A 25,101-nucleotide genomic window follows, 5' to 3' on the forward strand; every position below is an offset into this window, starting at 1 on the left:
TTATATCGCTTTAATCGCCAACTGATTCCGCCCATTTTCCTTCGCAAAATATAATGCATTATCCGCTTCTTTAATGCAGCCTGATATGTTGATTTCTTTATTCGGATAAACCGTAACTAATCCAGCACTAGCAGTTAAAACAGGCTTTGTTGGCGAACGTTTATTTTCAATATTAAGGTCAGCAATATCTTTAAGTAATTGGCTAACAAGTGTCTCAGCCTGTTCGAGTGGCATGTTCCCAAAAACAAGTACAAATTCCTCACCACCATATCGAGCACAAATATCACTGGTTCTTTTCGCATAACGTTTTAAGACATTCGCAACTTGTTTTAAACATTCATCACCGCTTTGATGGCCATAATCGTCATTAATATATTTAAAATGATCAAGGTCGACCATCACCAAGGATAACGGTAAATGCAATCGCCTACTTCGCTTCCACTCGCTTTCTATAAATTCATTAAAATAACGACGGTTTGGAATATTTGTCAATCCGTCAAGCCGCGAAAGATTAAACACTTCATTTTCAGCTAATTTTCTTTCGGTTATATTTTGATGTGAAATAACATAAAAAGTATTTTGTTGCACTTCACAGGTGCTAACACGCATCATAAACCAACGCTTTTTCTCTAGGCTGTGGCATGGGTATTCGAGATAAAATTTATCTATTTCACCTTTTATAATTTTCCGAATACCGGCAGCTGCCTTAATACCAAAATCATCTTCAGCCTCGGCCGCTTTATCGCACTCATCCAAGTAATTGAAATCTTGCCAACGATTAACAGGTGAGTTATTTTTTTGCGCAAAAGAAAACCAACCATCATTAACAAATACAATCTGCCCATGGTTATCGATAACGGCAATGTGATCCGAAATCGAATCAAGTACTGATTTTAAAAATTCATATGACTCAACCATATCATTCCTTTATTACTTATTAAGTCGTTTGCACCGGCTTACTCCAATAAAGAATAGGCTAAAAAATGTAATGCTTATTTTTGCAAAAATACGCCCATAAAGCACTTATTACCTCACTTCAATCGTATATTAATTAAAAGTAGCACTTATCTATTCGTGAAAACAACTAAATCAATTGGTTATGATTTTATGCAACCATCTAAAAAATAGAGTAAAAAATTTATTTGTAATACATTTATCCACATTTGTGCATTTTAGGTATATCGTATACCCATTAATAAAAATTTTTATAATTCATAGGAGATAATAATATGGCAATTTCAACGGCAACATTTGCAGGAGGCTGTTTTTGGTGTATCGAAGCGGCATTCAATGCGTTAGATGGTGTTAAAAATGCAGTTTCAGGTTACACAGGAGGAACAACAGAGTCGCCTTCCTATCAAGAAGTCTGTGCGGATAAAACGGGGCACGCAGAAGCTGTTCAAATTCAATTTGATGATCAGCAAATTAGTTACGATACATTATTAATGGCATTTTTTAGTTTACACGATGCCACTCAATTAAATCGCCAAGGTAATGATATTGGTACCCAATACCGCTCCGAGATTTTTTATCACGATCAGCAACAAAAATCTCAAGCTGAAGCATTTATTCAAAAGTTAACCGATGAAAATGCCTATCCCGGAGAAATAAAAACAGTCGTCACTGAATTGACCACTTTTTTCCCGGCAGAAGATTATCATCAGAACTATTACCTCAATAACCCAGAACATAGTTATTGTTCAATGGTGATAACACCTAAATTTACTAAGTTTAAACAACAATACAAAGCACAATTAAAAGCTTAATTTATATACAAAAAAGCCACTGATGAATACAGTGGCTTTTTCTTTATACCAACAATGTAATAACTAACATTATTACGTTAAATCAACCGCCCGATCATTTTTGCGGATCAAATCAATAATATGTTGATATTCCGCACCTTCTTTAAAGGTTTGATAAGGGGCGACTTTCTCACCGCTAACATCTTTCACTAATTGAATTGCCAAGTGTGTCCAACTTCTCTGTGTATCATCTTCAATTTTAGGCAATGCTTCAGCAATTTCTAGAGGCAGTGGAATTTCTGTCCAAGCTTTATTTTCATCCCAAAGGTATAGTGGGCCAGCACCATAATGCCCTTTAATATAAATAGAGCCTTTACTACCGTGGAAAACAAGATGATCTTCATTAAATCGCGGCACTAATCCACCGTGTTTAAATAAAACTGATACCGGATTTTGGGTAGATAATCGACTTTCCACTTGCATCATGACCGTATAAGACCATTCTGCATCACAATCTTTCCATTGTAATTCCGGTGAATTAATATCATCGGGAATAAAGTTCCTTCTCGTCATAAAGTTATGTACACCATCCACAACAGGTGCCTTTGGCATATCATTACGTACTTCACCACACACGGATAATATTTTTTCACCAATAACAGAGGTGACGATAGACAATAAATGAGTGAAATTGTTATTTAAACGACCACCACCAGCTTCAATGCGATGTGACCAACCAAATGGAATATTAGGATCTAAATTAAAATGGGAGATACACTCAACTTCGCGTGGCTCTCCAATTTTACCCGCATCAATAAGTTGCTTCGCCTGCATAATATGTGGCATATAACGGAAACTCGCTGCAAAAGCCGTTTTTACTCCTTTTTCGAGGGCAAGTTGGTAAATCTCTTCACTTGTTTCACCACTTTCAGATAATGGTTTATCACAAAATACATGGCAGCCGACATTAATTGCATCTTTAATCGCTTCAACATGCGCCCCACCGGGTGTTGCAATCGCAACGATATCAGGCTGACATTCAGCAAGTGCAAGCTTCCAATCAGTGCTTGAATAGGGAATCGCTAATTTTTCTGCAACATCTTTAACGACTTCGGCAGTACGGCCGACAATCCCAACCACTTCAGCACCTGCATCACGAAATGCTTCAGTGTGTCCTTGCCCTGCAAATCCAGTCCCAAATACCAATACTTTTTTCTTACTCATTTCTTATATCCTTTTCTCTTTTATTCTATAAACATTAATCACTAGAAAATGACTTAGTCCGTTAAATTACCAATGCCATAACGTCCCATCTTCAAGACGACTAACGGGTAAATAAGAACGTTTATAGGGATACTTCAATGCGGCTGTTTCATCAAATTCGACCCCAAGTCCTGGCGCATTACCAATAGTGATCATCCCATTTTCGAGGATCATATTATGTTTGAAAATTTCTTTAGATTGAGCATTACCAAACCCGACAAACTCTTGAATACCAAAATTATGTGTCGAAATATTTAAATGCATATGTGCTGCAAAGCAAATCGGCGATAAATCAGGCGCCCCGTGAGGTGCCGTTCTAACATTATAAACATCAGCAAAATCAGAGATCTTTTTCACCCCTGTTATTCCACCAGCATGAGTAGCTGCAACACGAATATAATCAATCAGTTGATTTTGGATTAAATCCTTACAGTCCCAAATTGTGTTATAAGTTTCACCTATCGCTAGTGGTGTGGTTGTGTGTTGACGTATTAACTTATAATTTTCTTGATTCTCCGCAATACTTGCATCTTCTAAAAATAACAAATTATATTCTTCTAACATCTTACCTAATTTAGCGGATTCAATTGGCGTTAACCGACTATGAACATCATGAAGAAATTCGACTTCATCACCAAAACGCTCGCGGGCTTTTTTAAATAACTCAGGCACTAATTTAAAATATTTAGCCGTTGACCATTCCTGTTCAGGCGGTAAAGGTCGATTACCTTGTAATTCAAAGTAATCTTTTTTATCACCAAGTACACCATAGGTTTCGGATAATCCTGGAATCGCAGATTGTAAACGAACCGCTTTAAACCCTTGTTGAATACACTCCTCAACTTTGTCTAAGGTGTCATCAATATTTTCACCATTAGCATGTGCATATAACGTAATATTTTGTCGGCATTTACCACCTAGCAATTGATACACCGGCATACCGGCGACTTTACCTTTGATATCCCAAAGCGCCATATCAATCGCAGCAACCGCAGCCATCGTAATTGGACCACGACGCCAATACACCCCTTTGTATAAATATTGCCAGATATCTTCAATCGTATTGGCATCTCGCCCAATCAAACAAGGAATGACATGTTCATCAAGATAAGTCACTACGGCAAGCTCTCGTCCATTCACCGTTGCATCACCTAATCCATAAACACCATCTTCAGTGGTTACCTTAACTGTCACAAAGTTTCTGCCCGGACTACAAACAAATACTTTAATGTCTTTAATCTTCATTTTTATCACTCCAGTGATTGGTTTCACAGACCCACTACTTTTATTTAGCAACGATACAGTTTTACTAAATAGACTTACTTAACAACCTTTACAAGTAAAAGTAAATCGATTTAGTAAACCGGTTTACTTGATTAGAATAATCCATACGTTTAGAATGTCAATTATTCAAATTTGATACACTTAACAAATAATAAGATTAATATGACAAAAGTAAGAATTATTGATGTCGCGGCGCATGCAGGTGTATCGAAAAGTACCATCTCTCAATATCTCAATGGCCGATTTGGTCATATGTCACCGCAAACAAAAGAAAAAATTCGTTCAGCTATCGCAGATTTGAATTATGTCCCGAACCCCATTGCAAGAAGTTTAAAAAGCGATAAGACCAAAACCATTGGTGTTATTGTCCGCGATATTACGGGATTTAATACCGGAAGGATCCTTCGAGGCATTGACGATTTCTGTAAAGAGAATGGTTATAATGTATTGATTTATAATACAGATTTTAATGAAGAAATTGAAAAACGCTCACTATTAACACTTAAGCAATTACGTGTTGATGGCATTATTATTACCGCAACAGGGAAAAACACAGATTTAATCAATGAATATCATCAATCTGGATTTCCGATTGTACAATTTCAGTTAGAATACGCACAAAGCCCAACCAATATTGTATTGTCAGATTACCAGCGAGCTGCTCAGCAAGCGACAGAGTATTTAATTGGTTTAGGCCATAAGCGAATTGCTTTTATGACTCAACCTTTGGAAACAGAACTTTCGCGCTCACAACGTTACCAAGGCTATATCGCCGCATTACAAAAACATGCCATAACTATCGATAAACAACTTATTCAATACTGGGACCGTGATCAAGGCTTTCATCAATATCCACTTGCATTAATTAACAGTCAATTTCCCCCCACCGCTTTGTTTACTCAGCACCTCGCCATTACCACCGAGCTACTCAAATTGCTCAATCATGCTCATATTGATATTCCCAAAACCGTTTCTATTATTGGATTTGATGAAATACCGATGGTAGAGATGTTTAAAGTGCCGATAACGGTTATAAAACAAGATTCCTATAATATTGGAGTAGCCTCAGCAAAAACATTATTAGCGATTTTAACGGGTGATCGAAAAGAAACACAAAAAGTGATTGTTCCTTGCACATTAATTGAAAGAAATTCATGCTCAAACATCAATTAAATATCTTAAATTAAAAAAGTAATATATACCCGTTACCAATCAAGATGCGTTTATCAGTCACTAGCTCGGATACCAAGGCAAGGCGTAACATGAAGACAATGGCTAGTCCTTATCGAATGTTATAACGCAGTATTGGTGTTCGAGCTAGTGACCCGCAGGGCAAGACGAGAGGCAAACATCTTCGTTGTTATAAAGCCTCGATTTAACCCGTTAGATCTTCACCTTTATGCCTAGAATCTGCTTACCTCTCGTCTTGCTGATTTCTGCATCTTGAATGGTAACGGGTATAAATACACTATTTCACGGTTTATCTATCATCATAAAATAATACTAATAGAGTGATCTTGCTCTAAGATTTAATTATCAAAATGAGATCTACATTATACTTCCTAGAAGTCCTTGAATACATAAGTAAAAACCCGTTGAACCTAGATTGCCCTAGGATTATCCTACCCTTCAAGTTTAAATTTATTGTTTAAAAAAACAGCTAAACAGTACAATAAACATACAGAAATTGGCCTGATAATTTCAATTAACTTGATTTTCATGGGTCATTAAATAACACAATTGGAGATCCTAATGAAACAAAGGAAACTAAGGACGTTTTTAGCCACTTCGATCCTCATCGCTTTAGCGGGCTGTGGTACTGAAGAAGTCGTCATGAAGCCAACACCGCCGCCAGTCACATCGGAAGCGAGCGGAAGTGATGGTAACGGCCCAGAACGAACACTTGATGGTGATATCACTACCCGCTGGTCTGCTAGTGGTGACGGTGCTTGGATATCCTACGATTACGGTCAAGAATTGACATTTAATGCGGTTAAAATTGCTTTCCATAAAGGCGATAAACGCGCAAGTGTTTTTGATATTGAAATCAGTAAAGATGGTAAAACATGGACACCAGTACTAAGCAATGTCATTAGCTCAGGAAATACATTAGACCTACAACAATTTGATTTTGATGAAGTAAGTGGCCAGTACATTAAATTAATCGGTCATGGTAATACGTCAAATAAATGGAATAGTGTCACAGAATTCGTTGCCGCAAACTGTAATGTAGACGAATGTGCAGAACCAACTACTGTTCGTTCTCCTGCGCTTATTCCTGTCGCTGTTAGTGGTAGTTTAGATGATGGTAATGGACCTGAACGTTTAATTGATGGAGATCTTAAAACACGCTGGTCTTCAAAAGAAAAAGATGCATGGGCAATACTTGATTACGGTAAAGTTGCTGAATTTGATGCTGTTCGTTTAGCCTTTAATAAAGGTGATGAACGCAACACAATTTTTGGTATTGCCGTCAGTACGGATGGTAAAACGTGGACTGAAGTGATTAATAAAACACAAAGTTCAGGTGAATTAAATACCTATGAACGTTTCGAATTTGAACCTGTAAAAGCGCAATATATTAAATATATTGGCTATGGAAATAGTAAAAGTAATTGGAATAGTGTCACTGAATTTTCAGCACTTAACTGTTCAATTAACGACTGTCCTGTAAATGAAATTATCACACCGGAAGTTATTGCAGCAGCGAAAGCCGCAGCAGCAGAAAAAGCAAAAATAAAAAATGATGGTCCGGCATCAACACTCGCAAACTGGAAACTCACCGTACCAGAAACGAATGCGGGCTTTTATGGCGCAAGCGTTGAAAAACAAGACTCCGTAGCAGAAATTCTGCCAGGTAATTGTAGCGCAGATAAATCATCACTTGATGAAAAAACCAATAACACCTACTTTTCTGCAGATAAAAATGGATGGCATTTCCGTGTTCCTTTAGAAGGCGGCAAAACTACACCAAACTCAACGTATATCCGTAGTGAATTACGTGAGTTAGCAAATGATTGGCAACCCTGTGACGATTCCGGTGCAGCAAACTGGTCTTATGGTGGTACTCATACATTAATTTCAACATTAACATTAGATGAAATTCCTGCTAACCCACTTAAAAAAGATGGAAAAACACCGGATGCGCCAAAGGTTGTGTTAGGTCAAATTCATGCTAAAGACGTACACGCGGCAACCGTTAAATTATTGTGGGAAGGTGCTGAAAAACCTGTCCGCGTAATCCTAAACAAAAGCACAGAGAAAAGCGCATTCTCGGTTAAGTTAGGTAAAGTTGCAGATCCAAGTAAACCTTGGACCTACATGATCAAAATGACACCTGATGGTATCGAACTTGCTGCTGGTGGCGTAACCAAAAAACTTAAATTTGGTAAAGAGTTAGATAATGCTTGGAAACAAGAAAAATTCTACTTTAAAGCCGGTTTATACCCACAGGTTTATAAAGAATCTGGTGGTGCGTTTGCTGCAACATTCTCTAAAATCAGCTTAAAACATACTGCACGTGATGGTGATTTTGGAACACATGTTCCATTGGAATGTGATGCTGCTGTGAATGATTGTAGTAAAGCTGTTTGGTGGGATGTACCACTAAAAGCGCCTACTATTCCAGCTAAACCATTACCAGGTAACAAACCAAGCCAAAACTTTGATTTAACAACTTGGTATTTATCTCAACCATTTGACCATGACGCAAACGGAAAACCCGATGATGTAATGGAGCAATATTTAGCACAGGGTTATGAACAACCAGAACACTTTTATACTGCAGCCGATGGTGGCTTAGTATTCAAATCGTTCATCAAAGGTGTTCGTACCTCTAACAATACGCATTATGTTCGTACTGAAATGCGTGAAATGCTACGTGCTGGTGATGATTCCATTCCATTGAAAGGTGTCACTAAAAATAACTGGGTATTTAGTTCTGCGCCAATTGAAGATCAAATGGCTGCGGGTGCAATTGACGGTGTAATGGAAAATACATTGAAAATTGATCACACCACTACAACGGGTGAAGCTAACCAAGTCGGTCGCTTTATTATCGGTCAGATTCACGATAAAGATGACGAGCCAATTCGTTTGTACTACCGTAAATTACCAAACGAAGAAACTGGTAGCCTTTATTTTGCACATGAAAACAGCAAAGAAGGTTCTGATAACTACTATAACCTAGTTGGTGATATTAGTGGTAAAGCAGGTCCTGACGGTATCAAACTCGGTGAAGTCTTTACTTATCGTATTGAAGTAGTGGGCAACACTATGACGGTAACGCTTAAACGTGACGGCAAACCTGATGTAGAGCAAGTTGTTGATATGAGCAAAAGTGGTTACGATGTTGGTGGTCGATACATGTACTTTAAAGTCGGTGTTTACAACCAAAATAACACTGGTGATCCAGAAGATTATGTACAAGCAACCTTCTACAAAATCACTAAATCACATAGTCAATACCAAAAATAAACGCCATTTAATTGCGTGATTACTGAAGCCAGCTTAATGCTGGCTTTTTTATATCTAGCGCCTTTAAAAAATATAAAGTAACCCGTTATTGGCGAACATAATTAACCATGCCCTTAGGAAACATTAGACTTGGTACAGCCATGAAAGAGCCCCTTGCTTTATAGTACATCCCAACTAAAGCCGATGCGCTAAAAAGCGTAATATACAAAACACTGTAATAATTTAAATAGAGTAGGAATTTCTCAATATTTACGATTTATCCGATTGGCATTTCCAACAAATATCAAAGGAAGGATCATTACCTTCACCGCAATGTTTACATAACCAATCTGCATCGTTAGCTTTACTTTCTAATAACTTGACTATATTTGTAGCGCGTTCAAAATCGGCATCATCGTAAACCCACACCTCCGGCCAAGCATCAAATACGGAAATATCCCCTGCCGCCCCCTGTGCAAATTCATTTTTAATAAAGGTATTAATTTGTTCTGCTTCAATCAAGTTTTGTATATTACTCACCAGAAAATGATTTTCATTAGTGTAAACCAGCTTCATCATTGCTACCTCTGTAGTTAATATTTACCCTTAAATTAACAGATTTTTTTCAATTACTCAGCATATTATTTTATGGCATCACACTTGCTATCACATGTTATATGAGAGATCAAAAAAGCAGTAAAGTGAGAAATAGATGCATATATCGCCAGAAATTGAACAAAAATCATCTGAACTTGAATCGTTATTATCGGGGTTTCGCAAACGCACCCTCCCCCCTAATACCCTATTAAGTTATCCGCAAGATGCCGATAATCGCGTGTTTTATTTAAGCGCTGGTCGGCTTCGGGTTTTCCTAAGTTACGGCGAAAAAGTATTTACGCTTGCGCTGCTCAACCCCGGTGACATTTACTGTACACACACCCGAGCCTACGTCGAAGCAATTGAAGAAAGCCATGTACATGTCTGTGACTTGAAAAATTTTTCTAATAGAATTCAACAACATCCAAAGCTCACAGGGATTATTACTCGCGTATTATCAACCACTTTATCGGGGTGTATTGATACCATTGAAAACTTGGCATTTAGAGATGTTCGCTCACGATTTGCTTGCTTTTTATTGAGTCAAATTAATAATGAAAGACAAAATACGCCGCTTATTATCAACCTTCCCTTTAGTGTTGAATTACTGGCTCAATCAATCGGCACTTCACGACAAACGTTATCAACCTTAATTTCAGATATGCAAAAATGTGGGATTCTAGAAAGAAAAGAAAAGGGAACATTGTTAGTGCTCGATGTAGCGCATTTGAAACAATCTGCCAATTTGTAAGATCCTGTCAGCTAGCTGACAGACGGAATTTGCATCCTTAGATAGACTGAATTCAATAACTAACCTCAATTCAAAATACGCTAATCGATATAAAGGAGCATCAAATGAACACGACTATTGTGAACCAACAAAATAACGCAGCTAAAACGCCGATAGAGAATAACGAACAGCAAAATGACCGCTATGTCAGTTTCTGTGGTCTTGACTGTGATTTAAAGGCAGATGAATTACTAGCGATGCTTGATCAACATCTAAGCGATGGTAATGGCGATCCTAAATGGCAAACTTATTTTACCCAAAAAAGAGAAGTTCAGAAAAAACTTAACCATGACAACCTAAATTTTGTCGGCCATCAAACCAATACATTGTATGAATATTTCGATATCTGCGAAGACCAACAAGCAAAGGAATTACTCTATCAAATTGAACAAAATTGCTGTTAATTTATCACCGCTATTTTTTGTTTAATATGCAAAAAATAGCGATAAATCCCCCCCATGATTACTCAGAAATAGCTTCTAAGGTATCATTAGGTTAATAGCTATTTTAAAGCCCCAGGCATTATCTGCTTAGGTAGCCACAACGCAATCTCTGGAAATAGAATAATTAACAGAAGAATAAATAACATCGGCAATAGAATAATAAAAACTTCTTTTAACACTTTAACGACGTTCATATTACCAATGGACGCCGAAATAAGCAGGCATAACCCATAGGGTGGCGTTACCAACCCGAAGGCGAGTGAAATAATACCAATTATAGCAAAGACAACGGGTGAAATATTGGCTTGTTCTGCAACTGGCAATAACACTGTACCTAGAATAATAATCGTCGGTATTGCATCAATAAATAAACCAAAGAATAAAAATAAAAATGCGATTACCAATGAAGTCCCAAAGGTGCCAAGATGTAAATCAGTTAACAATTCTATAATCAATCGCGGCACATTATAATAAGCTAATAGCCAACCAAATACAGATGCGGTACCTATTGCAAACAATGAAATAGACGCAAATCGTCCCGTATCATAGAGAATAGTTCCGACTTCTTTTGGAGAAACGGTACGGTATACCACCATCCCTAAAAATAAGGAATAACCCGCTGCAATAATCGCGCTTTCAGTCGGCGTTACAATCCCAGCAACGATGCCATAAATAACAAAAATAGGCGTTAACATCGCCAGAAAAGAACCTTTAAATGCTTTAAACGCACTACGCCATGTTGGCTTCATCGTAATCGGGTAATTATAGACTTTTGCATACCCATAAACGGTCGCCATTAATGAAAAGCCAATAAGAAATCCAGGTACTGCACCGGCTAAAAATAAAGCACCAACGGAAACTTGCATCACGCCTCCCCACACAATCATTAAAATACTTGGTGGAATAATAACGCCCATTACCGATGAGCAGGCAGTAATTGCAATCGCAAAGCGCCTATCGTAGCCTTCCTTTATCATGGCGGGTATTAATATTTTTCCGCAGCCTGCAGCGTCGGCAGTCGATGAACCAGATATACCAGCAAATAACATGGAAACGGCAACATTGACATGCCCTAAACCACCAGGCATCCAACCGGTTAGTACCCTTGCTAAATCAATTAACTTATCGGTTATCTTTCCTGAGTTCATCAAATTAGCGGCCAGCAAGAAAAAAGGCACCGCTAATAAAATAAAAGAATTATAGGACTGAAACATACGGTCAATAATAATAAAAGGGTTCAATCTCAGCTCAAGCGTTACAACTGGAATAGTCGCAATACCCAATGCAAATGCCACCGGCACCCGCAAAATAACTAAAATGAGAAAGCAACCAACTAATAAAGCACATGCTATTCCGGTAGATAGAATCATTAAATTGCCCTTCTATGTGATAAATACTGTTTAATTGCTTCAACTAAATGAAAAATTGAAAAAACGCCCCACAATAATCCAGCAAAGGGAACGGTTATATGCGTAATAAGAAGGTTTGCATTCATCATGACAGAGTGCTGAATAGCACCAAATTTTGCGTAATCTAACCCATACCACGCAAACAACAGTCCAAAGGTACCAACAAGGATATGTACAATAGATTTTTGAATTAAGAAGATAAGCGGATTATCGCTATCAGACATAACTTGAACATCAAAGTGAGAACCTTCCCAAACCGCAATTACAGAGCCTATCATGACCACCCAAACAAAAATAAATGTGGCGAGCTCTTCGGTCCAAAGATAGACAGGAATTAAACCGGTATAACGTGCAATAACCTGCATTGCAACGGGGATAATTAAGGATCCGACTAGTATGGCTAAAATCACTTTTAGCGCAGAGCAAAACATCTCTAAGCTATATTTAATCATGATAATCCCGACAAGCATTAGAATGGTAGAGTCAATCTCTGAGTCTAGAAAAGACCACAGAGATTGGTTGATTTTATGTTTTATACGTCGTTATTACTGTTTACGAATCGCTTCAAGTAATTCCGTTGCATTAATGCTTGCAGCAAACTTATCTTGAACCGGTTTAACAATCTCTAACAACTTGTCACGCCCAGCAAATTCAAGTAGGTTGATTTGTTTCGCATCGGCCATTTGTTTAAGTTTCATATTATCTTCACGAGACTCTAATTCTCGGCCAAAATCGCCGGCTTCTTTACCTGCTTTTTTTATCGCAGCTTGAAGATCCGCTGGTAATTTTCGGAAACTTTTACCACTAAACACAATGGGACGTACCGTGATCGTATGTTTCGTTAACGTGACATAAGGAGCAACTTCATAGAACTTAAGGTTTTGAATACTAGCCGCTTCATTTTCAAGCCCATCCACCACACCGGTTTGAATCGCATTGTAAACTTCGTTATATGAAATAGCAGAAGGTGCTGCACCAATTGCCGCAAAGATTTGAGCCTGAATAGGCGCCCCCATTACACGCATTTTATGACCAGCAAGTTCATCGCTGTTAGCAATATGCTCACTAGACACAAGGTTACGTGTACCACCACCAGAATATCCGACAATAACAATGTCAGCTTTATCAGATAATTCTTTTTCTAAGGGGACAAGCGTGTCACTTGAAAGTACTTTGTTCCAATGATCTAAGTCACGGAATAAAAATGGCATATCCATTAATGGAATTGAAGGCGCGAATCGAGCCATATTGGAAGGCGCTAAAATAGTATAATCAATCGCAATACCTTGATTCAAAAATGTAACATAATCTTTTTCAACGCCTAACTCACCATTTAGCCGCAAATCAAAGGTCACATCACCATCGTAATATTGATCAACCAATTCACCAAATTTAACTAATGTTTTGGTAAATGCATGTTCGCCATCAAACATACTGGCACCACGAAATGTAACAGCATTAACAGATGTTGCTAACGTAGCAAGCGTGATACATGCAACTGTAGTCTTAACCACTTTTTTGACTTTTTGAGCAAATAACATATTCATTCCTTATTTTTCAGTCCTATTGTTTGCGTAATTTAGCCATATAAAGTAGTGACTTAAGTACACACAATAACGATGGTAAATATTCGTAAGCCTAGTTTGACTAATAGGCCGATAGCGTTATTCGAGTTGATTAATAGCTTTACTTTGATAAAAATTAAGCTGTGGCGTGATTGCAAATCAATATTTGTTAACAATTAATTTACAAAACAGCATTAGTATAGGTGGAATTTTGGTCAGGCCAAGAGATCTAAATCACGATTAATTGGTCAGACCAAAAAACAAGGTGGATCTGCGATATTGATCCATATTTGAGCAATTAATAATCAAACTAAAAGATTTTAAGTACTACTATTAAGCGCGAAAATAAATTAATTTAACACCACAATTACGCTTTTTAGCATCCTTTTCCTTGATAATTTTCAAGGACTAAAATCAAAGTTTGAATTTGAGTAAGATGAAATAAATTAACTTTATTTCCTAGTCGAGACATAAAAAATAATTTATTGTAATGAACTAAGTGGTTAACCAACTTATTCACCCAAATATTTACACGTATCAAAACTGACAATAAAAGGATTCTGATCCCAATGAGTTCACCAACGCGTCTTTACCAAAAAATTGGTCTTTCATTAAAAAATCGTATTGCTAATGGTGAGTTTTTGGTGGGTGAGAAATTACCCCCTGAACGGGAACTTGCAGAAACGATGAACGTAAGCCGCTCGGTCATTCGAGAAGCATTAATCATGTTAGAATTAAATAATATTGTTAATGTCCGTAAAGGATCTGGTGTTTATGTGTTACAAATCCCAACCAAGATCGCCACTCCTCAGGAAACAACCTCAGTTAATCTTGACAAAAACAAGTCTGACTCAGGCCCCTTTGAGTTACTCCAAGCTAGGCAGTTTCTTGAAAGTCACATTGCTGAATTTGCAGCAACACAAATAACCAAAAAAGATATTTCAAAGCTACGTCGAGCTCTCGAAATCGAACAACTTGATTTAGAAGGTGCTGGAGATAACTATCGCGGTGATGAGATGTTTCATATTGCAATTGCTGAAGCGACCCAAAATAGTGTACTTGCTGATATGGTACGTAACCTTTGGATAAACCGAAAAAGTAGTCCTATGTGGCGGCAATTACATTTGCACATTAACGAACAAAATTACCGGCAGCAATGGTTAGAAGATCATCATCATATTTTGGCTTGTTTATTAAGACGAGATCCACTCGGCTCACGTCAAGCCATGTGGCAACATCTCGATAATGTAAAACAAACATTGTTTAGTCTGTCGGATATAGATGATCCACAATTTGATGGCTATTTATTTAATAAAAATCCCATCGCAAGTTAACAACACATCGACCATAATATAAATTTGCATAGCAACTTGCCCCATCTTAAATGCTATGCAGCTACATCCCTTATTAATCACAATGCATTATTTATTGCGTACCTAAAATGCCAGTCATGTGATGCATAAGCATTATCTATATTGCTTATTGCAGCAGTAGCACTAGCTTGCACTTACTTTTCAGCTTTAGTGACCAGGGATAAAAAATAAAAGAATAAATATCGATTAATAATTAGCGTCTATTTTTACTTCAATTCGCCCATTATTTTTTACTTTAATTAATTCGGCAACGATAAAGCACAGATAAAATTTACAATAAGGCTAGATTTTAGTGCAAAACTCCTCAACGCTTACTTTATGATATGGAAGAAGACCTTAACAATTTATCATAATTTTGTTATCTTATAACGATAATCAAACTCAAATGGCAGGTAATATTTTTAATTACTTACAAACGAGTACAACTCTTCAATCACTGTAAATAAAATAACTTACAAATGGAGGAAACGCCATAAACAGTCGTTTCCAGCTTAATAAGCAACCACTCGTTTATCTCTATTCGCATTAATATGCATTGTGAGTAAGGCCATTTACAACACAATTTTTTGTGTGAACGCGACAACTTTAAATTTATTCCGATTTATTCATCACCATTACCACTCGCGTTTTCTGATTTAAAAGCACTCATTCAATCTATGGTAAATAACTTATATGATTCAAAAAAATACAGAACAAATGAGCGACTTAATTTCTTTCTTAGAAAAAGAACAATCGATTCAGGTCGTCATTGTTATAAAACAACATCATCCAGCTGAACTAGGTAGACTTGTTGAAGCCTTACCTAATAAATACCGACGTACATTTTGGGATTTAGTCCCCATCAACGATAAGGGCGAAGTGTTATTAGCAGTCCACCGAGACCTTCGTCTTTCCCTCATCAAATTAACCGATGAAGATACATTGCTCAGATGTTTATCTAACTTGCAAATGGATGAACTCGCCGATATTGATGCCGATTTACCGTTAAATGTTGTCTCTGCAATGGTAGAGGCGATGGATAGCCAACGTAAAGAACGTTATCACACGGTAAAAGATTTTCCAGATAATACCGCTGGTGGACTAATGGATGTCGATGCAACAGCAGTAAGAAAAGATGTCAGTTTAAAGGCCGTATACCGTTACCTGTGTAAACTGCGTAAAAAAGAAGGCATGCTGCCAGAACAATTAGATCATCTTGTCGTTATCGATCGGGAAAACCGTGTTCAAGGTACACTTCACCTTAGCGATCTTGTTTCTTGGGATAATAGTTTATCTGTCAGCGATGTTATGAAGCACGATGTCCCTTTTATTGACTCCTTACAATCAGCAAGCCAAGTTGCACAAATATTTGAGGATCAAGATTTAACCTCGGCCCCCGTTGTCGATGAAAATAAAAAACTACTTGGACGGATCACGGTCGATGATGTTATCGATGTATTGAAAAAGAATGCTGAAGAAAAATTATTAGCACAGGCCGGTTTAAAAAATGAACTAGATATGTTTGCCCCCATTTCTCATATCTCATTTAATCGAGCGATTTGGTTAGGCACTAATTTAATCACTGCATTTTTAGCTGCATGGGTGATTGGATTATTTGAAGCATCTATTCAACAAATTGTTGCATTAGCCGTATTAATGCCTGTTGTTGCAAGTATGGGAGGGATTACGGGTAGCCAAACATTAACGGTGGTTACTCGAGGAATAGCGCGGGATCTGGTAAGTCGAGCCAATATTTTTGCACTAACATTTCATGAATTAAAAGTCTCTTTTATTAATGGGTCCCTATGGGCTGCAGTGGTATTTTTAATTTCTTATCTATGGTTTGGCGATTTAAAATTAGGGGGTGTTTTCGCACTAGCCCTTTTTGTCGTTAGTTTAGTGGGAACCTTATCAGGTGCGATTATCCCCTACCTACTTAAAAGAATGGGAATCGATCCAGCAATTGCTGGTGGGGTTATTCTCACAACGATTACCGATGCCGTTGGTTTTTTAATCTTTCTCGGTTCGGCAACGCTAATTCTTATTTAATACAACAAGAAAGATTCCTTCAAGTTGACTGTCATAAAGTCGATAACTGTAGTATTTGAATAACTATTACGCATCCATTAATTGGCGCTTATATAGACTCCGATCGTATAAGCGCCTAGAAATAATAATATTATTCTATTTCCTGTTTCATCTCTTTCTTATGTTTATACATCGCATTATCAGCACGATCAATCAATGAGTCAGCATCATCCTCTTTATCCAATAACGCCGTACAACCAAAGCTCAATGTCCACTTTTGACCGACGATTCGTCCAAGTGCATTATAGCTATCTTGAATACGATTCATCGTCATATCCGCATTGTCTTTATCGCAATCAATAAAGACAATAAGGAACTCATCCCCACCTAAACGAGCGGCATAGTCTGAATTTCGGATAGAAGTATTAATTGCACTTGCAGCACCTTTAATTAAAGCATCTCCCGCTTCATGACCATATCCATCATTCATTTTCTTAAGATCATTAATATCAATAAAAGCGATAGATAATGGGGATTTTCGACGACGACTAAGGTGTATATTTTTTTCTAGATATCCCACTATTGCCTGACGATTATATAATCCGGTCAACGCATCATGACGCGCTTCAAAATTAAGTTTTTTAAATAACCAGTCTTGCTCTACCTGTGAGTAGGCTAATTTATAAGCTAAGAAAAACAGCATCGGGGCAATCAGCACAAATCCCATCACCAACGCTTGAATTAAACTTTGTAACTCTGCACGAATAACGCTTTTAGGAACATGCATTACCAAAAAAACATCTTCTGAATTAACAACATTACCCAACAATGCAGGTGAAAGAGGAAAATATCGAGTATAAAACTCCCCAGACTCATTAATAATTTTTTGATCTTTATGCTTTAGCATTGACTCCCATACATCGGGATATTCTGTGGAAAAACGGAAATGCTCTTTTTCCGGAAACATAAACCCCCACTCTTTTGCTGCACTATCGGCCTTTAAGTAATAACCATCATGGTTGATTAAATAAACCGATTCACCTTTATGAATATTAAGTTCATTTATAATTTTTAATATTTTTTTACCATTATAATTAATAATACCAACACCAATATTTTCGCCTTTTTTAGAGAAAACCGGCGTTAAAAAACGAATCATGGGCTTGATGGGAAATTCAACTTTACCGAGCTCTTTATTCAAATCGAACTTGGAGATATAAATTTCCCCTTCAGCAAGCTTTTTAGATTGTTGATAGTAATAACGTTCTTTTTTATTCTGGTGCTTATCCTGTGAAATTTGTAACAAAGAAAAATCGGGCATCTGATCAATACGAATAACTTCATCCCCCTCGGTATTAAACAGCCTGATTTGATCATAACGTTTATGTAGATCACTAATATTGAACATTAAAGATGATAAATACTGCTTCGCATATTGGTCATTATCTTCGAGGGTGGCAATAGCAAGATCACTGTGTGCATAATAAATAAGATCAACAACGGCTGCATTTAATTCGTCATTAATTTGAATATACATTTCATTCATTTCTTCATATTGTTCGATTTCTCTGATTTTAATAATATTCCTTTCCGCCATCGTATAAATAATAATTAAGACGATGGAAAGAAATATAAATAAAAGAAACATATAAAGAAAACTACGTTTACGTTTTGCACTTACTAATGTTGCCTGTGTTTCAAATGAAGTAATCATTATATTTTTGAAGATCCTATGCCCTATAAACGCGAATAATTGATTAATAGAGCTTATTTAATGAAGGATTAAATCCATGCTAATGCTGATGATAATAATATAGGTAATGTAATAATACTGAAAAAGTTACTAAATAATACCATCGAAGCAACTTTATCAGGTTCAACATTAAAGCGTTCTGCAAACATATAATTCATAACCGCTGGCGGTAACATGGTAAATAACAACATCATCTGCATATTTATTGTAGGCAACGGAATAAAAAGATAAATAATCGTAAATGCGATCGCACCAGTAAATAATGACAGTAACGTAGACAGTATCCCAATTTTTAATCCCTCAATACGAATATTACACATTTGAGCGCCTAATGATAACAACATCACCGGAATAGCAGCAGCTCCTAGCAATTCAGCCGCATCAAAGAGTGGATTCCAAACACCAATACCACTTATATTTAAAATTAAAGCTAAAACAGCGGCTAAAAAGATAGGCATTTTTACGACTTGCTTTAATGGATTTCCATCACTGAGTAAACTTAAACCAATACTAATATGCGCACATGAAGAGATAACAAACAACAAAACGGCGGGCGCCAAGGCAGTGTCACCGTAGGTATAAGTAAATAAAGGGATAGCTAAATTACCACTATTACGGAACATTTGTGGCGGCGTCCAAACCTTATAGTTCATTTTAAAAAACAGCGTAATAGGGATCATGATCAGCCCAGGAACAAGTACCGCAATAAAAGAAGCACTGACTAAAGGTATTTGACTCATCTCAATGGGCATATTGACTAGCGAGGAAAACACTAAGGCGGGCACAAAAGCGTCCATATTAATACGATTAATCGGTTTAAAATCAGGTTGTAACCAACGCCCAACTAAATAACCAACTAGCACCAATACAAAAACAGGAAAAAGAATACCAACAACCTGAGAAAACATATTTATCCTTAAAGCAATTTAAATGCTAACGGTTATTTTTAGATAAAAAATGGGAAATAATTAAACAATGGCAGTGACCATACAGGCCAATTAAGCTACTAATACCAATAGTAATAATTAGCAGATCTATTTTACTGGTTAAAATTGTTTGTGTCTTTTTTAAACTTTTCGCAAAGGGAAATAGGCATGAACATGCTCTAAGGGTTAAGTAACCTGATTCACTTTACTCATAATAAACTCAATCAGGTGGGTCGTCAGCTTAAAGGATACTGCCTAAAAATTTCTGTAGACGAGGATTACTTGGTGTTTTAAAAATATTATCAGGAATATCGTCAACCAATAATTTACCATCTTCCATAAATAAAACACGATCAGCAACTTCATTAGCAAACCCCATTTCGTGGGTCACTACAATCATCGTCATGCCTTCAGCGGCAAGCGATTTCATCACATCTAGTACTTCCCCAACCATTTCAGGATCAAGCGCCGATGTAGGCTCATCAAACAACATCATGTCAGGTTTCATCGCTAATGCACGAGCAATAGCAACACGTTGTTGTTGGCCACCAGAAAGCTGACTAGGATAAACATCCATTTTATCTGCTAACCCAACGCGTTTTAGTAATAACTCAGCTTCTGTTTGTACCTTTTGCTTATCACGTTTAGATACTTTCAAGGGGGCTAACATCACATTTTCTTTTACACTTAAATGCGGGAACAAATTAAAAGATTGGAATACCATGCCAATATTTTCTCGTAAGGCATTAATGTCAGTACGACTATCGTACATATTAATACCATCAATAATAATATCGCCATCGGTAATTGTTTCTAATTGATTAAGCGTACGCAAAAACGTTGACTTACCAGAGCCTGAAGGCCCAATAATAACCACGACTTCTCCACGCTTAACCGTTGTGGTCACTTTCTTAAGTGCATGACAATTATTTGCGTAGATTTTATCGACACTGGCAGTAACAATCATATCATTACCTTTGTATTTTTTATTAACCATTACTTGCTAACCTTTTCTCAATGCGTTGAACACCCCATGACAACGTCGAAGTGAGGAGTAAATATAATGCAGCAACCGTAAACCACACTTCAAAGGTAGCAAAACTACCACTCACCACTTCTCGGCCAGCTTTAGTTAAATCCGTGATAGAAATAACAGAAACCAAAGAAGAATCTTTAATTAAATTAATTAATTGTCCTGCCATCGGCGGTAATGTACGCTTGAATGCCTGTGGTAAAATCACATAAATCATGGCTTTGGGATAGGACATCCCTAATGAGCGCGCGGCCTCCATTTGCCCAGGAGGAATAGACTGAATACCCGATCGTAGGATCTCTGCAATATAAGCGCCACAGAAAATGGATAATGCAGTAACACCCGAGGTGAATCTATCCAAATCAAAAACGGTACCCAAGAAAAAATACACAATAAATATCTGCACCAATAATGGTGTACCACGAATTATTTCAACGTAAAGCAGTGAAAAATTCTTATTAAATGGATTTGTTGAAATACGCATTAAAGCAGCAACAAGGCCAATAACAATGGCAAAGAACAGTGAAATAACTGAAATTTGTAGGGTCATCAACAGCCCTTTCACTAACACCCCAGTTCTTACATTGTCTTTACGTGCTAACACATCACCTTGAAAAACAATATCACCGTCATAAACCAATACTTCTTGCGCTCCCGTTATAATTTCCGGTGTATCAGAGCCATCGAGGATAACATTAATAGTGCCATCACTTTGCACTTCAACCGTACCATCACCTTGCGCAATTATATCGATAGGAGTTGTATCAACAATGTAAGGCAAAACACGAGACCATTGCCAGTTGTAGTTTATTGTTTGTGAAGCAGAATAGATGGCCGCGATCATGGCAAAGAGGGTAATAAAAAATAGCATATGCCATTTAAGACGATGGGGTTGATCTTTCATATATTTACCTAAAAAAAGAGGCCAAAACAATCAGTGTTTGGCCTATAAAAATTTATTTAATTTGACTTAACCAAGTATCACTTTTAAACCACTTATCATAAATTCGGTCATAGCTACCATCGCCACGTGACTGTCTTAAGAAATTATTAAGGAAGTTTAAGAAATCAGGATCACCTTGCTTCACAGCCCAACCAAGTGGCTCGTAAGTGAAAGGTTCAATAATTGAAGAAACTTTATCTTTTTCCTGTGCTGCATAAATAGAGATAAACGGCATATCATAAATCATTGCATCTGCCTTACCATTAGCAACTTCTAAAGCGGCATCGGTTTCTGTTTCAAAGGCAAAATATTTCGCTTTGCTTAGCAGTTTTTTAACAGACTGTTCACCTGAGGTACCTAATTTACTTACCACAGTATAATCTGCGCTATTTAAATCTTTATAACTTGATACTTTTCCTTCTAGCTTAGGATTTAAAAGAATCGACTGACCAACAACAATGTAAGGGTCTGCAAAGTTAACACGCATATTACGTTGCGCATTAATCGTCATACCGGCCATGATAATGTCGCATTTACCAGTTAATAAAGCAGGAATAATACCATCCCAAGCAGTATTTACGGGTACATATTTAACACCCATTTCCTTCGCCATCAACTTACCAAGGTCTAAATCAAACCCAATATAATTACCATTTTTAGCTTTCATTTCGAATGGCATATAGCCAGCATCAAAACATGCACGTAATTCGCCAGACTTGGTGATATCATCTAATGTTCCCGCATTAACCATGCCCGAAGACAAAGCCAACAATGAGGCAGATGAAACCAATGTTAGTAATTTATTTTTCATGAAGAGAAGTCCTTTTATAGGTAAATGAAATAAAGTAATTCAGATATAGCGAAGGCATAAATTTCGTATTTTCTGTTACTAGTAACCACTCAGAAAAGCAAAAATAATGCCAATAAGAATTAGTTCACTCATACAAGCCGATAAATGAGTCAATGCGCTTTCTAAATAATAATTATATTGCGATAAAAGATGCCCTTCAGAACAAACCGAAAGCCCAGTAAGATCATTGTTATAACGCTTTAATACCTATTTGGGCCTTTAGTCTTAGACTCAATCTCTTGCTTATTAAGTGCTACATGTAAAAGAGTAAAGAAACTAAACAATAAAAATACATTAAAAAATCCTTACAACGTATCCCCTCCCCTAAAACAACAGCATCAATTTAACGCACTAACACGATGCGTATTTTTTATGTCGCACCAATATGGCGCAATCATACAAAATGATAATGCACTATGAATAAAGAAAAAATCTGAACGAAAAAATAGCATCAGGCATAGCGAAGCTTTCTGAGCAAAGTGACTTTCAAAGAATCAATTCAAGCAATTTATCGATAAAACTAATTCAATTATAAAAACAATTACTTAAGGACAATAATAACCACTATCAACTGGCGCTTTTTATGAAAAAAAACACACTAAATAAAGTACTTTTTTATCTATTTAAGCTCAAGCTCTCATAAAATTTGCCGATAATAATAGGTAGATTCTTTCAAAAACTTAATATTAACCCATACTAATATGCAGTAACGGATTTCGATTTAGCACTGTATCGTTCACTGTTAATAGCATCTAACGAGGAAAAGTAATAATGAATAAATTTAAATTAAAAATATCGGGCACGATAAGTGCCCTCATTCTAATCATCATTACCGTATTAATCTCCATTAGCTTTAATTCTTTCAAAACCGAAAGTGTGGCTTTAAATAAACAAATCCTAAAAGAAAAAAATGCAACCGTAGAAGCAGGAATTGTTGAAAAATTTAATGGATTCAAAAAAATTCTATCGGGCATTAAAGCATCACGAGATGACACAGAAGAAGCGATGCTATCGCATAATGCAACGCTCCAACTAGCAGCGGTTGCGCGAATGCTTGGAAACGTCAGCGAGGGTGTTTATATTATTGATCGTCAAGGTGATATTTTTAATGCAAAAGGCCAAAAACTTGATTTTAATGTAAAAGAGTTAAATCGCTCTTATTACGATGATATGTTTAATAAAGGTGAAACCTTTACGATTTCAGAACCTTTTAAATCAGCCGTCAGCGGTAAAGAAATTGTGACCTTTACCCATAAAATAGATAATGAAACTGCTGCGCTGACCTCTGTTTACTTACAGGATGTATTGTCGTCCGTTTCACATCGTAAAGATATGTTTATCTATGACGATGACGGCACAATTTTGGTTGCCCCTTATGATTCTTATTTAGGTAAAGATATATTTACTGAGCGCCCTCTCTATAAAAGTTTTAATAAAAATACTCCAGAGCTCAGCTACAGCGCAGATCTTGATGGCGTAAAAGGTGATTTCACCGCATTCTGGGGACAAATGGAGATTACCGGGTGGAGCTATGTCACCTTTGTGAATGATGACCTTATTGAAGATGCTTCACATGATCAACTTATCTCCACAATCATATTTGGCTTTATTAGTTTAATTGTTGCCCTTGGTATCGTTATATATACGATGGAAAAGTTAGTGCTAAAACCTGTTGGCGGTGTACCCGATGAAATTGCTGCATTAATGGAAAAAATGGCGGCTGGTAATCTGACAACAGAGTTACAACAAACAGGCAAAGAAACGGGAATATACCTATCACTGGTTAATTTATCGCGTCAGTTAACGGAATTAATCAAAAATTCACACGGCATCTCCGAAAGTGTTTCTTCTGCATCACTGCAATTAAACACCATTATGGATAGCACAAAATCAAACTCTCAAGATGAAATGGCACAGGTCGAGCAAATATCGACTGCCATTAATGAATTATCTTCTACATCTCAGGAAGTAAGCAGTAAAGCTGTAATGGCTGAAGATGAGGCAAGAAAAGCCAATGAAAATGTCGCTAACGGTAAATTAACCCTTGAGAAAAATATCCTATTAACGAGTGATATTAATACTTCAGTTACCGATACCGCAATCATTGTTAAAGAGCTAAAAGATTTCTCCGATGAAATTGGCTCTGTGACGGAAGTCATTAAAACGATTTCTGAACAAACTAACCTATTGGCACTTAATGCAGCTATTGAAGCCGCACGTGCAGGTGAATATGGTCGTGGATTTGCCGTCGTCGCCGATGAAGTACGTAATCTTGCGTCTAAAACACAAGAGTCGACGGTCAGTATTCAAGCTATTATTGAAAAATTACAAACACAATCGGAAAGAGCGAACAGCAATATGACTCAAAATGTCGAATTGATTGAAGAATCGGTATTACTTGCAGATCAAGTCAAAGCATCATTTGAAGATATTTCACATGCTGTTGAATCGATTTCAGACATTAATACGTTGGTCGCAACAGCATCACAACAACAATTCTGTGTCACTGAAGATATTTCGAAAAATGTGACCCAGGCTTTTGATTTAGTTCAGCAAAATGTGGCAGCTGTTGATGAAACGTTACAAGCATCGGCAGAGCTTGCACAAATGGCAGAGGAACAGAAAAAAGAATTGGCCTTTTTTAGAGTCTAATAACGATATTATT

20 protein-coding genes are annotated in these 25,101 nt (G+C 37.0%); 8 read left to right on the forward strand and 12 right to left on the reverse strand.

Annotation, left to right across the window (positions count from 1 at the left end):
• Positions 1-918 (reverse strand): diguanylate cyclase, encoded by a 918-nt coding sequence (locus ACR30L_RS15575; RefSeq protein WP_435235166.1) that lies wholly within the window; start codon positions 916-918, stop codon positions 1-3.
• 311 nt (positions 919-1,229) lie between these two features.
• On the opposite strand from ACR30L_RS15575, the gene msrA reads away from it, so the two are divergent.
• Positions 1,230-1,766 (forward strand): peptide-methionine (S)-S-oxide reductase MsrA, encoded by a 537-nt coding sequence (gene msrA / locus ACR30L_RS15580; RefSeq protein WP_435235167.1) that lies wholly within the window; start codon positions 1,230-1,232, stop codon positions 1,764-1,766.
• Positions 1,767-1,838: 72 nt separating this feature from the next.
• Here msrA and ACR30L_RS15585 read toward each other — a convergent pair whose 3' ends face one another.
• Together ACR30L_RS15585 and manD are read right to left on the reverse strand one after the other, a co-directional pair.
• Positions 1,839-2,969: a Gfo/Idh/MocA family protein gene (locus ACR30L_RS15585; protein ID WP_435235168.1), complete on the reverse strand. Its 1,131-nt coding sequence runs from the start codon at positions 2,967-2,969 to the stop codon at positions 1,839-1,841.
• A 66-nt stretch (positions 2,970-3,035) separates the two neighbouring features.
• Positions 3,036-4,253 carry a D-mannonate dehydratase ManD gene (manD, locus tag ACR30L_RS15590; RefSeq protein WP_435235169.1) on the reverse strand — a complete coding sequence of 406 codons (1,218 nt, stop codon included), beginning with the start codon at positions 4,251-4,253 and terminating at the stop codon, positions 3,036-3,038.
• 201 nt (positions 4,254-4,454) lie between these two features.
• On the opposite strand from manD, the gene ACR30L_RS15595 reads away from it, so the two are divergent.
• Entirely contained in the window at positions 4,455-5,465 is a 1,011-nt protein-coding gene (locus tag ACR30L_RS15595) for a LacI family DNA-binding transcriptional regulator (protein ID WP_435235170.1), read from the forward strand.
• Positions 5,466-6,044: 579 nt separating this feature from the next.
• Entirely contained in the window at positions 6,045-8,768 is a 2,724-nt protein-coding gene (locus tag ACR30L_RS15600; RefSeq protein ID WP_435235171.1) for a polysaccharide lyase family 7 protein, read from the forward strand.
• 249 nt (positions 8,769-9,017) lie between these two features.
• Here ACR30L_RS15600 and ACR30L_RS15605 read toward each other — a convergent pair whose 3' ends face one another.
• Positions 9,018-9,326, reverse strand: coding sequence for a DUF2007 domain-containing protein (locus ACR30L_RS15605; protein ID WP_435235172.1), 309 nt, complete (start codon positions 9,324-9,326; stop codon positions 9,018-9,020).
• A 133-nt stretch (positions 9,327-9,459) separates the two neighbouring features.
• Here ACR30L_RS15605 and ACR30L_RS15610 point away from each other — a divergent pair, with 133 nt between their 5' ends.
• Complete coding sequence (locus ACR30L_RS15610; RefSeq protein ID WP_435235173.1) at positions 9,460-10,095, forward strand: Crp/Fnr family transcriptional regulator; 636 nt, start codon at positions 9,460-9,462, stop codon at positions 10,093-10,095.
• A gap of 104 nt (positions 10,096-10,199) precedes the next feature.
• Positions 10,200-10,538, forward strand: coding sequence for a N(2)-fixation sustaining protein CowN (gene cowN / locus ACR30L_RS15615; RefSeq protein WP_435235174.1), 339 nt, complete (start codon positions 10,200-10,202; stop codon positions 10,536-10,538).
• A 98-nt stretch (positions 10,539-10,636) separates the two neighbouring features.
• Here cowN and ACR30L_RS15620 read toward each other — a convergent pair whose 3' ends face one another.
• The 3 genes from ACR30L_RS15620 to ACR30L_RS15630 all read right to left on the reverse strand — a co-directional run bounded on the left by ACR30L_RS15620 (position 10,637) and on the right by ACR30L_RS15630 (position 13,527).
• Positions 10,637-11,947: a TRAP transporter large permease gene (locus ACR30L_RS15620; RefSeq protein ID WP_435235175.1), complete on the reverse strand. Its 1,311-nt coding sequence runs from the start codon at positions 11,945-11,947 to the stop codon at positions 10,637-10,639.
• Positions 11,947-12,438, reverse strand: coding sequence for a TRAP transporter small permease (locus tag ACR30L_RS15625; RefSeq protein ID WP_435235176.1), 492 nt, complete (start codon positions 12,436-12,438; stop codon positions 11,947-11,949). The genes ACR30L_RS15620 and ACR30L_RS15625 overlap by 1 nt, the downstream gene beginning before the upstream one ends.
• A 93-nt stretch (positions 12,439-12,531) precedes the next feature.
• Positions 12,532-13,527, reverse strand: a complete 996-nt coding sequence (locus ACR30L_RS15630) for a TRAP transporter substrate-binding protein (protein ID WP_435235177.1) — start codon at positions 13,525-13,527, stop codon at positions 12,532-12,534.
• A 593-nt stretch (positions 13,528-14,120) separates the two neighbouring features.
• Here ACR30L_RS15630 and ACR30L_RS15635 point away from each other — a divergent pair.
• Together ACR30L_RS15635 and mgtE are read left to right on the forward strand one after the other, a co-directional pair.
• On the forward strand, positions 14,121-14,885 hold the full coding sequence (locus ACR30L_RS15635) for an FCD domain-containing protein (protein ID WP_435235178.1): 765 nt from the start codon (positions 14,121-14,123) through the stop codon (positions 14,883-14,885).
• A gap of 711 nt (positions 14,886-15,596) precedes the next feature.
• Positions 15,597-16,952 (forward strand): magnesium transporter, encoded by a 1,356-nt coding sequence (gene mgtE, locus ACR30L_RS15640; protein WP_435235179.1) that lies wholly within the window; start codon positions 15,597-15,599, stop codon positions 16,950-16,952.
• A 130-nt stretch (positions 16,953-17,082) separates the two neighbouring features.
• Here mgtE and ACR30L_RS15645 read toward each other — a convergent pair whose 3' ends face one another.
• The 5 genes from ACR30L_RS15645 to ACR30L_RS15665 form a co-directional block, all read right to left on the reverse strand.
• Positions 17,083-18,645, reverse strand: a complete 1,563-nt coding sequence (locus tag ACR30L_RS15645; RefSeq protein WP_435235180.1) for a sensor domain-containing diguanylate cyclase — start codon at positions 18,643-18,645, stop codon at positions 17,083-17,085.
• 68 nt (positions 18,646-18,713) lie between these two features.
• Complete coding sequence (locus tag ACR30L_RS15650; RefSeq protein WP_435235181.1) at positions 18,714-19,592, reverse strand: AEC family transporter; 879 nt, start codon at positions 19,590-19,592, stop codon at positions 18,714-18,716.
• 259 nt (positions 19,593-19,851) lie between these two features.
• Complete coding sequence (locus ACR30L_RS15655) at positions 19,852-20,577, reverse strand: amino acid ABC transporter ATP-binding protein (RefSeq protein ID WP_435237921.1); 726 nt, start codon at positions 20,575-20,577, stop codon at positions 19,852-19,854.
• A gap of 22 nt (positions 20,578-20,599) precedes the next feature.
• Positions 20,600-21,547, reverse strand: coding sequence for an amino acid ABC transporter permease (locus ACR30L_RS15660; RefSeq protein ID WP_435235182.1), 948 nt, complete (start codon positions 21,545-21,547; stop codon positions 20,600-20,602).
• 52 nt (positions 21,548-21,599) lie between these two features.
• Positions 21,600-22,397: a transporter substrate-binding domain-containing protein gene (locus ACR30L_RS15665; protein ID WP_435235183.1), complete on the reverse strand. Its 798-nt coding sequence runs from the start codon at positions 22,395-22,397 to the stop codon at positions 21,600-21,602.
• Between the two features lie 810 nt (positions 22,398-23,207).
• On the opposite strand from ACR30L_RS15665, the gene ACR30L_RS15670 reads away from it, so the two are divergent.
• On the forward strand, positions 23,208-25,088 hold the full coding sequence (locus tag ACR30L_RS15670) for a methyl-accepting chemotaxis protein (protein WP_435235184.1): 1,881 nt from the start codon (positions 23,208-23,210) through the stop codon (positions 25,086-25,088).
• The last annotated feature ends 13 nt before the right edge of the window (positions 25,089-25,101 follow it).

The sequence above is a fragment of the Psychromonas saccharinae genome (genome assembly GCF_051201515.1).
Classification (GTDB): domain Bacteria; phylum Pseudomonadota; class Gammaproteobacteria; order Enterobacterales; family Psychromonadaceae; genus Psychromonas.